The organism is Microscilla marina ATCC 23134 (assembly GCF_000169175.1).
Lineage (GTDB): Bacteria > Bacteroidota > Bacteroidia > Cytophagales > Microscillaceae > Microscilla > Microscilla marina.
In genome coordinates this window covers 34579-50158 of the sequence record NZ_AAWS01000032.1, presented here as the reverse complement: position 1 = coordinate 50158, position 15580 = coordinate 34579, and the positions used below count along the sequence as shown (strand labels likewise).

Annotated in this window: 6 protein-coding genes; 3 read left to right on the top strand and 3 right to left on the bottom strand. The window is 42.2% G+C overall.

Annotation, left to right across the window (positions count from 1 at the left end; translation table 11 throughout):
- Positions 1-434 precede the first annotated feature (434 nt).
- Entirely contained in the window at positions 435-4511 is a 4077-nt protein-coding gene (locus tag M23134_RS24450; RefSeq protein WP_002700608.1) for a choice-of-anchor D domain-containing protein, read from the top strand.
- Between the two features lie 120 nt (positions 4512-4631).
- Here M23134_RS24450 and M23134_RS24445 read toward each other — a convergent pair whose 3' ends face one another.
- Positions 4632-5420: a VOC family protein gene (locus M23134_RS24445; RefSeq protein WP_002700606.1), complete on the bottom strand. Its 789-nt coding sequence runs from the start codon at positions 5418-5420 to the stop codon at positions 4632-4634.
- A 396-nt stretch (positions 5421-5816) separates the two neighbouring features.
- On the opposite strand from M23134_RS24445, the gene M23134_RS38835 reads away from it, so the two are divergent.
- Complete coding sequence (locus M23134_RS38835) at positions 5817-8183, top strand: ELWxxDGT repeat protein (protein ID WP_002700603.1); 2367 nt, start codon at positions 5817-5819, stop codon at positions 8181-8183.
- Positions 8176-8667, top strand: coding sequence for a T9SS type A sorting domain-containing protein (locus M23134_RS24430; RefSeq protein ID WP_002700601.1), 492 nt, complete (start codon positions 8176-8178; stop codon positions 8665-8667). The genes M23134_RS38835 and M23134_RS24430 overlap by 8 nt, the downstream gene beginning before the upstream one ends.
- A 290-nt stretch (positions 8668-8957) precedes the next feature.
- Here M23134_RS24430 and M23134_RS24425 read toward each other — a convergent pair whose 3' ends face one another.
- Together M23134_RS24425 and M23134_RS24420 are read right to left on the bottom strand one after the other, a co-directional pair.
- Positions 8958-13994 (bottom strand): DUF4132 domain-containing protein, encoded by a 5037-nt coding sequence (locus M23134_RS24425; protein ID WP_002700599.1) that lies wholly within the window; start codon positions 13992-13994, stop codon positions 8958-8960.
- A 360-nt stretch (positions 13995-14354) separates the two neighbouring features.
- Entirely contained in the window at positions 14355-14783 is a 429-nt protein-coding gene (locus M23134_RS24420) for a hypothetical protein (RefSeq protein ID WP_002700597.1), read from the bottom strand.
- Positions 14784-15580 lie beyond the last annotated feature (797 nt).

Here is a 15580-nt window from a genome sequence, read left to right as displayed (position 1 = left end):
TTTATTCGATATTTTTTAGAGGTCAATAATACCAAGAATCGAAAGATTTACAAAAGTATCAGGAGTATTTATACCTGTTGGCAAAAAGTGTTGGTACAATTTCAATATTTATTTTGAATTCTAAGCTGCCAAACCATAAGCATTACTATTGGCTTTTTCCCTCTCCGGCAAGCCTATATGTGGTCAAGGCATCGTCCACACTTTTAGCGATACGCAACCCCTGAATTTCTTCCTAAATTAAGCTTTGTGTTGTATTTTTGTATAACTATCCCACACTATCAACGTCTGCTATAATAAGAGCACAGTACAAGACGCTCAATCAAGACTTATTATTAAAAGACACTATACCTTAAATATCATTGTCGTTGCATGGCTCGACATTCTCAGACACATACATTTAATAACACGACTTCATTCAAAAAATAAAAGACGCAATGTTCAACACTCTTGTCAATAATTTTTCACACTATTTTTATCAATCTATTGCCGCTCTGGCGATAGTATGCGCATTGGCTGCTCCCACACAATCTCAAAACTTTGTGCAGGCGTTTAAAGGGGTTGCCAACGACCGCTTTGCCAGCGACCAGGTAGGTAACTCGGTCAGTATTTCGGGTACCTTTGCCGTAATAGGTGCCCAACTGGAAGATCAAGACGAAAATAATGCTAACTCAATGGACAATTCTGGAGCAGCGTATATATTCAAAAAACAAAATGATGGAACTTGGGTACTTCATCAAAAAATAGCAGCTCCCCCTCCCAACCGCGCACCTGGTGCCCAATTTGGAAGTGCGGTTAGTATATCAGGCGATTACTTGATTGTAGGGGCAGCATTGGACAACTCAAACAAAGGAGCCGCTTATATTTTTGAGTTTGACACTGGAACAGACAAATGGAGTCTAAAAGAAAGGGTGACTGCCAGCGATGGGGTTAGCACTGATTTGTTTGGTTTTTCGGTGGGTATTTCCAGTGATGGCTATGCTGTAGTAGGGGCATATCGCCATGATGACGGGGGTGGCGATACAGGAGCAGCGTATATATTTGAGCGAAACCCTTCCACTACAGTATGGGAAGAAAACAACAAGATAGGAGCAAGCGATAAAACTTCTGGTGACAACTTTGGCTATTCGGTAGCCATACACAAAGAACGTTTAATAGTGGGGGCACCTTTTAAGGGTGGAGGTTTGGGAAGTGCGTATATTTTTGAACGCCTCGGTGGAGGAGGATGGGATGAAAAAGCCAACATCACGGCTCTGGCGGGTGACCAAGATTCTAACGACCAGTTTGGTTTTTCGGTAGCTATAGACGATGACATAGCAGTAGTAGGCGCTCACAACGACGACCAAGATGCAATAGGGGGCAACCTTTTAGACAATGCTGGGGCTGCTTATGTGTTCAAACGTGGTACTGGGGGCATTTGGAACTACGAAGTTAAAATAGTGGCGAAAGAACGTAAAGTACAAGATAATTTTGGCTGTGCAGTGGGTGTTTCTGGCAATAATGTCATAGTAGGGGCTCGAGGAGAAGATTATGATCCAAACAATCAAAGTGATTTGAACGACGCAGGAGCCGCCTATATTTTTCATTTAGACGCTGCTGGTACTTGGGTGCAAACCAAAAAAATAGTGGCAACAGATCGACAAGCAGCGGCAACGTTTGGTAACTCGGTAGCTATAGATGATGACCATGCCATAGTAGGTGCTCCTACCGAAACTAAAGATGCCAATGGTAACACTCCTATCACCGAAGCAGGCGCAGCTTATATTTTTCAAAACAATGCTACATTTAATGGTGGATTGTCATTTGACGGACTCAATGATCACATAGAACTGCCTAATGAAGCTAATTTTGACTTTACCAATGAATTGACCATTGAGTGCTGGGTAAAACTCAATAATCTTTTGACTACTGGCGACACTAAAGGTATTATCACCAAAGGAGACGATGCCTGGGAGCTCAACCTCAAAGAAGATGGAGGCAGTGTCAGGGCAGCATTTTTGTACCAAGGGGGCGAATTGACTGCGTCTAGCGCTGTAGACTTCAATGATGGCAAATGGCACCATGTAGCCCTTGTATTTGATGGTAGACAAGCCTTTATAAAAAACATAAAACTGTATATTGATGGAATCCCGGATAACAGTGTCACTTTTTCCAGCAATATCAATACAAATGACGACCCAGTATGGATTGGAGGAAATACAGATAAAGTTCCCACCGCGTTTTTGAATGGATCCATCAGTGAAGTAAGAGTTTGGAAGGCGGTCAGAAGTGCTACAGATATTAGTAATTTTAAGGATTGTAAACTTGTAAGCCCTTTGCCTCCTTGCCTCACTGCCTATTACAAACTCAACGATGGTTTACCTTATGGCAACAACGCAACGGTTGCCCAGGTAAACGACGCCACGGGAAATAATCACGGAACACCGAGCAGCTCGGGGCTCATGTCTAACTTTATAGATGCTGACCGCGCCAACCAACGCACCAATGAGTGTAGTGCCATCTCGCCTGCGGCCTTAGAAGTATTGGGCAATGGTGTTGCCATAAGCAACGGGGGCAGCATAAGCTCAGCCAACAATACAAGAGTAGGGCCTATACCTGCCAATCAAACGTTTACTTTGGCTTATACCATAAAAAATACGGGAACTGGTACACTTAACATCTCTGGTGTGTTGTCTGAAAACAACGACGACTATGTCCTTACTACACCTACCATTACCTCGCTTAACCCAAACGACCTTACTACCTTTACATTATCTCTTAATGGGCCTCCTGGCATAAAAGACAACAATATAACGATACTCACCAACGACTGTAACCAAAGTACTTTTGTTTTTCCGCTACAAGTTACCGTAAGCGAACTGCCAGAAATAGACATACAAAATAGCGGTGCAAGTGTAGCCAGCGGTAACTCGATCGATTTTGGGGCACAAGCTGTCAATAAAACCTCGTCCAAAACATTGGCTATTCTCAATACTTCTTCTAATGTTTCGCTTACTCTTCAGGGCAACCCGGTAGTAGACATTTCGGACAATAGCCATTTTACAGTAACTAACCAACCAACTGTAGGGAGCACTATAGGAGCATTAGGCAATACCACTTTTACAGTAGAATATACCCCTACGTCAGTAGGCACCCATACAGCGACGCTTACCATTCAAAACAATGATTTTGATGAGGGTACTTATACAATTATCCTTACCGGACAAGGGGCAGAACCAGAAATTAATGTACAAGATCAGTTTAGCACTGACAAACCCAACAACAGCACGGTAAATATGGGGAACTACACCTTGGGGAACGATGCGCTTCAGCAAACCCTGACCATTCAAAACACGGGACCTGTGCCCCTTACTTTGACCGAACAACCCACCATATCGTCAGGTAATACTAATTTTAGCATCAGTACTCCATTAACTAACCTTGAGGTTCCAGCGGGAGATGCTGTTACCATTCAGGTAAACTTTAGACCTACCACCACTGGTAACAAAACTGGTACTTTGACCATTCGGAGCAACGACTCAGATGAAAGCACTTATACCATTAACCTTACGGGAACTGCCGCTGCACCTGCCAGCTCCGAAATAGCAGTCTTATATGATGGCAAGGAAATACTGTCGGGTGACACTATTAAGATGGACACAACTGCCGCATTGAATGTACGCAGCATAGAGTTGTACATCAAAAACCAAGGACAAGCAAACCTGACACTCAACGGAAACCCTTTGGCAAGCCTGGGAGGTACCGATGCCAACGAGTTTAACCTTGACTTATCTACTACTGTTTCTACTATCAACGGTGAAGACTCTACGCTTATAAAGGTAAACTTTGCTCCTGTAAGTACTAGTTTAGGTGCCAAAACCGCTCAAATTACCATTAGTAATAACGACTCCGATGAAGCTACTTATACCATTCGCTTAGAGAGTGTTTCGGTAAAACCACCCAGTTCGCCTACTGATGTAAACATTACTCCGGTAATATTACCTGCCACCACTACCAATACTACCCGCAACGCCTTGACCATTACCTGGGCTACCCCAAGTGACATTAGCAATGTACAAGGTTTTAGGATCAAGCGATCGGATGGAAACACGGACAACTTTCAAGAAATTGCCGATATTAGTGACCTGACAGCCACCACCCACCAAGATTCTGATCTTGAAGAAGGCGTTCAGTATTATTATAGGGTATTTTCTTATAACAAGTTCGGAGAATCGGAGCCAGGCGAATTGCAAAGTCTGGTATATGTGGGCACCCCAGAAGCTCAGCAAATTGCCAGTCAGACGGTGGTTTATCCTAACCCTGCTAATGATCAGGTAAGAATTATACTTCCGTTGAATCAACCAAAGTCAATGGTAGCAACACTGTACAACGTCACCGGGCAACGCATAAAAACCAAGACATTTGCCGCTGGTACTGTACCCACCTTATCGGTGAAAGGCTTGCCTACTGGCAAATATATGTTACAAATCAAATTAGGTACAATGTTGATTTACAAGCCTTTGATAAAGCAGTAAATCGACCTATTACCTTAAACATTAAGTAAACGCCCTCTTATTTGGGATGAGTTTTGTTTTCTGACGCACTTAAAAAATCGCCGAAATAACGGGCTAGGTATTTAGTGGTTAAGGTACTATTTACAAATGCATATATCCTTCATCAGTATTGAGCACTACCCCAAACCTGCCAATGCCTTTGGTCTGAGCCTGAGTCATTTCGTAGGTGCGGGTGGTAGTCTCACTATCGATCACTTCTATACTTCCTCTGGTTAGCTCAAATAACGTCGCTGTTGCATTGGCATCCGGCTCAACTTCTGGTAACAATTGCTTATAGCACTGAACAGTCTGTACATAATCGTCGGTAAACAAGCATACTTTATGAATACCCACTCCCCTATTGGCGTGCTGTAAAGCGGCGGGTTCGCGCACTATTTTTGGGTGATAGTCGGTCCGAAAAAAAGGCAAAACCTCCTCTAAGGGAGTGTACATTTTCCAGCTTATTGTTTGCCCGTCGGGGCGTAGGCGGCTGGCACCAAAAGGTGGGGTGAGCGGTAAACGGCTCTTCAAATGAGCATGTGTTTGATTAGAAACCAACAAACAAAAATCGGTGATACCCTCAGCTTGTGGTTGATGTTTACGCAAATCGAGTACCCGACCATAAAAACGGTGCGCCATTCCATATTTGGCGCTGGGTTGGTATGCCCTCAACAAACCTCGTTCGTGCATTTGACGCAAAAACTCAGTGCGGGGCACTACCCTCAACTCCAGCAATTCCAGAAAAGTGTCATCCTGAAAGTGAATCAAGGCATTGCGTGAAATGCCTCCCGCATGGGTACCTCCAGGGCTCACCGTAAACCCTTGTGCCGTATAATCAGCCACGGCTTGCTCCAGATTATTGACTAATATAACAATGTGGTCAAGTTGCATTTTTTGATGGTGTTTTGGTGAATGAATAGTGGCAGGTCATTAGCTGTCTGCCACAAGTAAAAATAAATTATCAATATTAAGTGTCTTACTTCAACTTCTCCTGTAACAGTAGCTTTGCTTTAATGTTTACAATACCTCCTACATCATAAGGCTCAAACCCTCCCACATTACCCCTTGATTCAAAGGTAGTTAACATTGTGTAACTTGCTTGGCTATATAAGCAACCCGGAGTCATTCTTAATCTCTCAGCATCCCTTCCTATTCTAACATTAAAGAACATCGCTTTTATTTTTATTACTACTTGCTCAAAATATCAAGCATATAGTGTCCATGTCTCTTTCCAAAACTGGTATTATACAATCAAGCTGAAAATCAATACATCAAACTTTTAAATTAATGATAAGAATTACAAACAACTTTAAAAAATATAGTGCTGCTATCTGCTTTATAGTTTATTTCATTTATTCCGGGCAAGTTTGGTCACAAGCAACACTGATAAAAGATATTAATAAGGCATCAGGTAGTGGTACCCCTCATAGTTTTTTTGACCTTAATGGACAACTTTTATTTGTTGCCAGTGATCATTTAGAAAAAAATGAGTTATGGACAAGCGATGGTACCAAAACAGGCACTAAACTGCTTAAAGACCTTGGTTTTTTGAACACCAGTAGCAAGCCTCATTCATTTACTAAGGTAGGTAATAAAGCCTTTTTCATAGCCGACGATAATATTTTGTATGTAACCGATGGCACTACCCAAGGCACCAAGGAGTTAAGAATAGGTACCCACTTTGAACCTGCTCCTAAGTACCTGACTGCTTTTAATGGGAAACTGTATTTTAAGATTACAACCCAATCAAAAAACAGTTTTCTTTGGGAATCTGATGGCACCAAAGCGGGCACCAAAATGATCAAGCAAATAGGCATTGGTTTTAATGACATGCCACATCAAATAGTGGCTTTGGGTAACAAAATGTGTTTTGTAGGATATGATAGAACCCATGGCGTGGAGCTATGGATAAGTGATGGTACCACAGCGGGTACCCAATTACTCAAAGATATTTCGCCGGGGCGTACGTCGTCCCACATTTATGAATTAACGCTGGTGGGTGATAAAGCCTATTTTGGCGTTAAAGAAGAATTGTGGCAAACAGATGGTACCGAAGCTGGTACCAAAATGATTGCAAATCTCCAAGGTGACATGTATGGTGGTTATTTGACCAATTTTACTCCAATAGGTACCCAAATATTATTTACCTCTGCAAAAGAAATGTGGGTAAGTAATGGAACTCAAGCTGGCACCCAAAAATTGGTGGCTCACCACCAAGTATCAAGCACTTCTGTTGATACGGTGGTTGTCATGAACAAAAAAGCTTATTTTGCTCTTAGTAGTTCAAGCTCAGGTCAAGAGTTGTGGGTGTCTGACGGAACAGTAGCAGGTACAAAATTACTCAAAGACATTGAAGTAGGTGCAGAAGGGTCGTTCCCATCTCACTTTGCGGTACTTCACAACAAGCTATACTTTAGGGCAACTACCAAAGACAAGGGAGCAGAACTGTGGGAGTCTGATGGTACCGAGGCAGGAACTCGCCTGACCAAGGATATTTATGTAGGAGCAACCAGTGGCAACCCACTACATTTGTTTGTATGGAAAAACCACCTGTATTTCCAAGCACGAGATGCCCAACACCAAACAGAACTTTGGAGGAGCGACGGAACCTCTAGCGGAACCAAACTATTCAAAAATATCTATTACGAAACTTTGGGTAGCAATGCACGCGAATTCACTGTTTACAAAAATGAGCTATACTTTATTGCTGATGATGGCATACACAGTTCAGAGCTTTGGAAAAGCAACGGTAGCAGCCAGAGTACTCGTATGGTTAAAGACATTAATAAGTATGGTGTAGGCGTACACGCTAGTCTCATAGTGTATAAAGATAAACTCTATTTTACGGCAAATGATAGTACTCACGGTGGAGAACTATGGGTAAGTGATGGCACAGAAGCAGGTACTCAAATGGTGAAGGATATAAACCCTGGTACTTCGGGAAGTAACCCTACAGAATTTTTCATTTTCAACGATCGGCTGTTTTTCTGGGGAATATCAGGTCATAGTCGCCAAATTTGGTCTACCGATGGTACCACGGCTGGCACCACTTCTATTGGTAAATTTGAGGTTGAATGGGGTTATTTAATGTATCACAAGTTTACTGTATGGAAAGACAAGTTTTACTTTGTGGCATTGGGCAGTAACGATGATAAAGGTAGAGAGCTATGGGCAAGCGATGGTACCGAAGACGGTACAAAAATAGTAGCAGACATTAACAAACATAGTGCTGCAGGCAGCTCTCCAAATAATCTGGTAATTTTTAAAGATCATCTTTACTTTTTTGCTGCAAAAGCTTCCTATAACCTGTATGATTTATGGTGCACCGATGGCACAGAAACTGGCACCCAAATGGTGGCCGAATTAGGAAAATCAGCCTATTTTGGCATTTCTGGTTTTGACCTTGTGGTATTGAACAACCAACTGTTATTCTCAGATGACTACAGAAATATACTCGCTACTGATGGCTCTGAAATAACCCCCACCAGCACCCAACTAAAGTTTTTACACCTTAATAATAGTAAGGTATGGAATGGTAAATTATACTTCGGTGGCAACAAGTTGGTAATAACCGATGGCACAGAAGCTGGTACCACATCTATAGACAAAGGCATACGCAATATGTCTTCTAATATACAGGTTTTATGTGTTTAATAAACTGTTATACTTTGTTGCCAGTGGTGAGTACGGCTCTGAACTATGGCGCACAGACGGAACAGAAGAAGGCACACACTTGGCTGTTGATATTTTCTCTTCCTATAAATCGAGTCATCCAAGCGCTTTTCAGGTCTGGAACAACAAACTATACTTCCAAGCCAACAATGGCAGTGGTGCAGAGTTTTGGGTATATACTCCACAGAAAAAAACTACGGGGCTTTTTAGCCAAGTCAAACAGGAAAACCTCATTGCATACCCTAACCCAGTAAACGATCAACTACACCTCAAGTTAACCGAAGGAAGTAATCATCAGGCAAATGTCGTTGTGTACAATATGCTTGGCAAACCTGTGCTTTCCAGTACTTTACCTCTAAAACATAACACGGGCAATATTCGCCTTGATCATTTGCAGCCTGGCTATTACATTATTAAACTAAGAGTAAATGGTCGTTGGGTAAGTCGAAAAATCATAAAAAAATAAGGCTCTTATAAAGAATTGGGCTGAAGGGTTATTGTATGCTCATGTTTGCTCTTTACTAGGGCAACCACAAGGGATTGCCCCTACATTTATCACTTTAAACTATACATAAACACCTGTATATCAGAAATTTTAAAAACTTCGTACACGCTTAAAATGTATCCGCAGGATGCTTAATAAGAGCCAAAAATAAAACTTCACTACATTCGTCAGTCTTAAAGATGCAAAAAAACAAAGCCTGTAGCTCTACCAATAGCTACAGGCTTTTGTTACTCAAGTAAATAATCAAACCTCTACAACTGCTGCAAAATTGTGGGGTCTTGAATCTCTTGCTCTTTGGCAAGTAACAAGATTTTAGACATAATTTCGGCAGTTTTAGGGTCTTCGTCTAAGAAGGGCAAAAACATACGCCCACGGTGCTGCGAGTGTACGGGCAAAATAGACAAAGCTACTCCAGGCATTTTGTGGGCAATGGCACTACCCAAATGCACCGAGTAGTCATTTTTACCCCCTTTAATCAGCGCATGCTTGCCCTTGAGAGTGACATTGTCTAGTTTAAACAAGCGCACCGTTTCGCGCACAATGGCGGTTCGTAGCTCTATAGTAGACTGGCTTGCTTCAGGGTCTACATCACCTACGTGGGCAATGCTTACCACCAAGTCAATATCACGCATTACTTCAGAAAAAATACGCGGACTGATTTTATCAAAAGGCACATTTTTCCAGGTTTTTAAGTCCATAAACTCTATTGTTTCCAAGGTAGGACTTTCAACCTCTGCTGGAGTAAACCAATCTGCCAAAGCATACATACGGGCAATGAAACCTTCTTTGTGATAGGTCTTCTGCAAACCTTCTTCATAGTTTACAGTCCAACCCCTGGTTTTGAGCAATGCCACGGTTTTTTGCGGCTGCACCTGGTGTCCGGCATAACGACGCGACACCGCTTTTTCGCCTAACTCATCTTCGGTAGGTACATACAACTCCCGGAACACTTGCTTAAACGGTTGCTGTATTTTTTGGGCAAAACAATGCGCCTGATAATCTCCCCACTGCCCACTGGCGTACAAGTCGGTACAATGGGCTATCTGCAAAGCATCTGTGGTATCGTGCAAACTACCCACTGCATCAGCTAGTTTACCATCTTGCCAAAAACCCAACGTTTCGCCCGATTTGAGCACTAATTTACGGAGCATAGGTGCTACTACCGGGTGGGTCATCAGAGTTTGTATTTCGCCCAAGCTAAATGCATCACCATTAACCATTGCCTCTTCCAAGCTTTGGCGAGTGCGCTTGTACTGGTTTTGCAAGGTTTTGTTAAACTCTTTCAAAGCCACTACTGCTTTGTCTTTTTTGAGCTTTGCCGGAATGCTTTTCAATGCTTTGTCGTTGCGAGTAATGCTTAAGCTCGACTTGCCATGTTCGTCTACTTCCAGACGTATTTGTACATCGCCAAACGCCAGTACTTCGGCATTGTCGAGTATGGTGCGGGCTTCTTCAGTTTCCATCGCCCAAGTCAGGCGAATAGGGTCACTAAAGCCCGCTGTACGAGCCAGGTTCTCCATAGCAATACGCACGGCAAGTCCTTCGCTGGTTTGACGTTGGGCACCAAATTGTTTGCTTTCTTTTTTAAACTTTTGCAAATATTGATAACGCTTCAGCATGTCGGCTTCGTAGTTTTTCTTGCTCAAAGGCACCAAACCATATACCCGCAAATAGTCTTGGCTTCGTTTTTCTACCACTCGTTTGCGCACTTCGGTAATTTTGGTATTACCCAAAATCACATCGGCGTACAACATGGCACGTTTGTGCCCATTACCGTCTGAAATATATTTTGCCGAATCGTAGAGCATTTTCCAGCGGGCTTTACCCAATGCCTTGTAAGCAGCCTTGAACCAGTCAATGTCTACGGCTCCATTGCTAAAGTCTTGCATAGCCACTTTAGAGTATTTGCCTACCTCGGTTTCGGTTTCTGAGTCGTGGCGGGCATTGGTATGCGCGTGCAACCACCACGCCGCCGACTCCAGCCCTTTCCAGCCCAGGTGTTGACTTACCCAAGGCAACCATTGTGGAGCATAAGCAGCTGCTTCTATCAAGCGTTTTTCTTTAATTTTGGCAGCAGTTACTTTTTCATCAAATACTGCTTGTGTTTCCTCTTTAGCCGGATGGCAACGTTTAAGCAAAGTACTTAATATTTCTTTTTTATTGTAAGTTCTATCGCCCCAACTATAGATATACCCCCGGTGTAGGTTATCTTTACCCATCGCCACCAATATATCTACAAAGTACTGGATACCAAACATTTGCTGAATATTTTGGGCTAGTTGGGTTACGGCTGTAGATGAGTCACCCCGCTTGAGTTCTATTTCCAAAATGCGGGTACGTGCCTCGGCTGCCATATCAATCAAAAAAGGAAATACTCGCCTAATCTCGTACTTATCTTCCGGCTTCATTTTGCCTGTCAATTCACCCATTGCATCAGGCTGCATGATACGTCCCATGAGCTCATCGCGGCCAATCAGCTCTAGAGTATACGCCCGACTATGGTGATGCAATGAAGCTACATAGTTGTTGGGATAAGGATGTTTGGAAGGAATGTGTGCATTGTACCACTTTTCTAATTGCCAGAATACCTTAAACTGTTCATCATTCATCTGGTTTACCCTTGCATAGTAGGCGTCGTATACCTGGCTTACACGGTCAAGGTTGCGCCAAGTATGCCAATAAGAGTGTCCCCAACTCGTTTTTTCCTGGGCAAGTTTGTGCACGTCGTCAGGGTGAATATTACAAAATACCGTTTGACAAAGCCCTTCTAAATACTCAGTTTGAGCCTCATAAGGAAACACCAACGGTAAAGTTTCCAAAATATCAACCACCGGGTTGCGCCAGTGATTTTTACCTGCTTTAGGCACAGGTGCTATATATACTATTTTGGCTATATTGTCAGCGGTTTTGGCTAAATCTTCTATATCATTTTTTTTGATTTGAGGTTCCTCTTTGTCCTCTACATAGTCTACCAATCTTGAGGTGAGGTTGATCAAAAACAAATCGCAAGGCGTAACTTTATAATCTACAGCCCATTTTTTCCAAACATCGGCCAGTGGGTAATTATAAAACTGCTCTTCATTGGTCATCCCCTTGGTATCGCGTTTAATCGCGTTAAACTCATTGCCCAACAAGCCTTGGGTCATACTTTTATCCCAGTTTTCGTAGCTGTATTCGTATTCTTGATTTACTAAATAAAGCTTTTTAAGCTCCTCTAATGCTTTCAGTAATTGTTCGGGAGATTGGTTTAAGCCATATACATTATTTTTGGTTTTTTCTATATACTCACCAATGGTAGGCAAGGTAGGTTCAACAGGCGCTGCTACATTTGTTGGGTCATACAAACCAAATCCGTTTTCTGCGTTGTACTCCAGCATGACCGATTGTTCAGAAACGAGTGTTTCTAAAATCACCTCTTCTTTTGCGGTTACCTTGGGGTTTTCGGCAAAAGCCTGCGCCTGCTCGTTTACCCAGGCATTGTCAAAGTCTTTGCGGGTTTTCAGGTTTACCAATAGGTCGAGCCCGGCAAGGCGTTGCTCCTGGTTTTTGGCCTTCAACAAGTTGCTGGTCGCCCCTTTCAACATTTCATCTTTTTGCTTCAGCAAAATGCCTATCAGGCTTTTGCGCAAGTCAGCCGTTTTACGCTTGAGCATTTCTTCAAATACAACCAACTCTTCGGCAAACATTTCGGCATTTTTCAGGGCGCGCAAAGCGGCCGTTCTTATCGCATCGCTCCGGTCTTTGATTATACTAAATGCAAAGTCTCTTTGTTGGGCAGTAAGTGCCGGGCGGGGTTTATTTTCATCATAAGACCAACTGTGGTAGTCGGGCAATAAATTACGGGTCAGACTGCCACGTTGATTAATGGGCATTGCTTTGTAATGAGTCAATAACTGGCGTACTTCATCCTCATTTTCAAAATCAACTAAGTCAATCATCAAAGCATAAATATCGCCTTGGTCGATGTTAAATTTCAGCCATGAAAACACCTTGCCCTCTATAGTTTTAGTTTTGGCAGGCACATGCTCCAGCTGGGCCTCTAACTGGATGTATAGGTCACGTTTTTGGGTGGTATCCAATGCGTCTATATTACCCTTGAGCAAAGGAATAGTAGCTGCCAATACCAATAAATGTTCACTATTGATATGTTGCAAACCATAGTGTAAGCTTACTTCTGACAATTCTGCCTGAGCAATGAAATACAATACCAGGGCTGTTTTTTCTATTCCTGCTTTGTCCAACACTTGGTTGGCCAACGGGAAACTTTGGTCTATGTCGTGCACCCCTTGCGCCCATAACGCCATGTATACTTCAGCATTGTCTTTACTTTTGATTGCCGTGGGTAGTTTGTTTTGGTCATTTAAATACTCGTGAGCAAGCTCAAGAAAACGCCTCACGGTGGCTTCGCGTTCGCTTTCCCAACCAAAACCTGCCCAAACATCTACGGCTCGCACCACCGACGAGAAACGCGCCAGTTTGTGCTCTACAATCACCCCTATCAGGGTTTTCATGGCACCTAAAGAAGTTTCATCCAGGCACTCTAAAATGGTTTGGCGCAAGCCCTCTTGCCGCTGTGCCGATAGTAATAATTTTACTACTGCTTCCCAGGCTTCTTCACGGTTGCTCAATAACATTGCCTTGATCACCGTACGATTTACCTTGGCTGTTTCGTGGCGATTGTATACAATGTCGTGCAGTGATTCGGTGATTTTAGCATCTTGTTGGTTAAGGGCAGCCGCCAATATATAACACAACTCACTGTTGTAATATGGGTTTACATACAAAGCATACTCTTGCAAGCTTAAGTCATAGTCGAGTTGGTTCAACAAACCTACAATAAAGTTTGCCTGACGTGCCAAGTGTAGCTTTTGGCGCTGGGGAGCACGAAACGAACGACGATACCAGCCAGTTTGATACATTAATTGAGGAAATTGTGTAAGTGCTTCTTGCACAAAAGGCAGCAGTTCTTCGCCAAAACATAACTTGAGCAAGCCTGTATGAGCCTCCCAGATATTACCGCTTTGGTTAAACTCTTCCAGCTTCTTAAAACGTAAATCATCTACCGCAATTTGGTCGGTATATCGCCAATGTTCCTGCTCGTCGTCAGATTTGTCAGGGTCATAGTTTTCTCTCAGGTTTGAAAAGCAATTGAGCAAAATCAACCCCAACTCGGCCTCGGCTTTGGCAATTGTGGTGGTTTTGCCATTGAAATTGTCCAGCAAAAGCTGGTGCAGGTTTTCAAGTTTGTCTTCAATCTTTTTTTCTTTAAGCAGTGTTTGAATATCCATTTTTTTGGATTGATTAAGTGATAGGTGATTTTTTATTTACAAATATGCGAAAGTTAGTCGGTAGTTAAACGTTGTTTTCTTAAGCCTTAAGTAGCTGAAAGTTGTGGGAATGCTTGAGTCCACAGTCAATGGTTGATAGCCCCTACAGCCTCAAGTCCTTAGATGCCGATGCATATCGGTGCTTTTAGCAACAAGTCCTTAGATACCGATGTATATCGGTGCTTCAAGTTTGAGGCTGCTCTACAAGCAACTTACCGATTTTATAATGCATTGATTTTTAATGGTTTATAAAGTCGGTAGATGGAAGTCCAATGCTGTTTCTTTAACAAAGCCATTAAGGCTGTAGAAGCTCCCGACTATTTACCAACTTCTGCCTGCCAAAAAAGTAAGGCGTACAAAAGTAAACACCGTGTCAGGGGTAACCGTAACTACTTGGCTTAAATCTTCTACTTGGTCGTCATCGACAAATACCGCAATGAGTCCATCTTCAAAGGCAAGCACCACCGTTTCTATAGCCTTGTCGAGTTGTGCTTGGTCAGCGTTGTAGATTGCCCCAAACTTTACCCTACCTGTTTGTGCTTCTTCGGCAATGGCATCTTCTTTTAAGAAAGTAAACAATGATTTTTCTTCACGGTGTTGGTTAAACGTTGCTACCTGTTGAGCAACTATTTGGCTGAGGATGGTTTGTAAGGCATAAGGTTGGTGATAGGTGCCCTCTATGTCTATAGCTTTGCGCTGAATAAAGGGGCGTTTCTTGCCCAATCGTTTGATAGAGAAATGTATTTGCATGATGAGTTAGTAAGTAGTTGATAGTGTTTAATCAGTAGTCCATAGCGCCTGCAGGGGCAAGCTTCAAGCGACAAGTCGCAAGTCCTTAGATACCGATGAATATCGGTGCTAAACCCTGTTCCACAGGTAACTACACTTTTTCTATCACATTGATTTTTAGCAACTTACAAAAAGCGTAGTTAAAAGTTGTTGGGTAAACACTATCTAGTTTCAAACTTATTTTACTCAAAGGTGAGCAAAAAATTGGGGGTGAGCAATGAAAACTGGAGGGCAGATTTAAATTATTTTTTTTAAGAAAGTTTGGCAAAGTCTAAAGTTAACCCATCACCATTAGTTTCATTAAAGAACAGTCATAATCAATTCGCTGCACTTATTAAGTTCACTACTATTTCTTAATAAGTAAACATATTATACTACACCCTACCACTTATTATCTCTTTATTCTCACCCGTTTGGTTTAAGTTTGAGCGAAGCGGCAAATTAAACCTTAAAAATAGTGAACAGTTGGTAGCTGTTCTTACGCAGCAAAAAAACAAGGAAAGTAAACGATTAATAGTTAAAACCTATCTTATGGTTTTTACACGAGAGGTCTAAGCTTTCGTGTAAAAGCAAGTTACAAGTTTGCCTCTAACCTTCTGATTTAAGTTTTGAAAGCCCAAACAATATTGCCCTAGCTTACATCATATAAGTTGTCCATTCTTTGTCCACCTCTTTTTATTGCTATTTGAATAAAGTATTGATAAAATTACTATACAAGTCTCTTGAAATTGTGCTTGGATATTTAAACACTCTCTTTT

What these genes read in the sequence shown, in the direction of transcription:
- M23134_RS38835 (WP_002700603.1), top strand. Translation starts at nt 5,817, where the DNA reads ATGATAAGAATTACAAACAACTTTAAAAAATATAGTGCTGCTATCTGC.
- M23134_RS24445 (WP_002700606.1), bottom strand. Translation starts at nt 5,420, where the DNA reads ATGCAACTTGACCACATTGTTATATTAGTCAATAATCTGGAGCAAGCC.
- M23134_RS24425 (WP_002700599.1), bottom strand. Translation starts at nt 13,994, where the DNA reads ATGGATATTCAAACACTGCTTAAAGAAAAAAAGATTGAAGACAAACTT.
- M23134_RS24420 (WP_002700597.1), bottom strand. Translation starts at nt 14,783, where the DNA reads ATGCAAATACATTTCTCTATCAAACGATTGGGCAAGAAACGCCCCTTT.
- M23134_RS24450 (WP_002700608.1), top strand. Translation starts at nt 435, where the DNA reads ATGTTCAACACTCTTGTCAATAATTTTTCACACTATTTTTATCAATCT.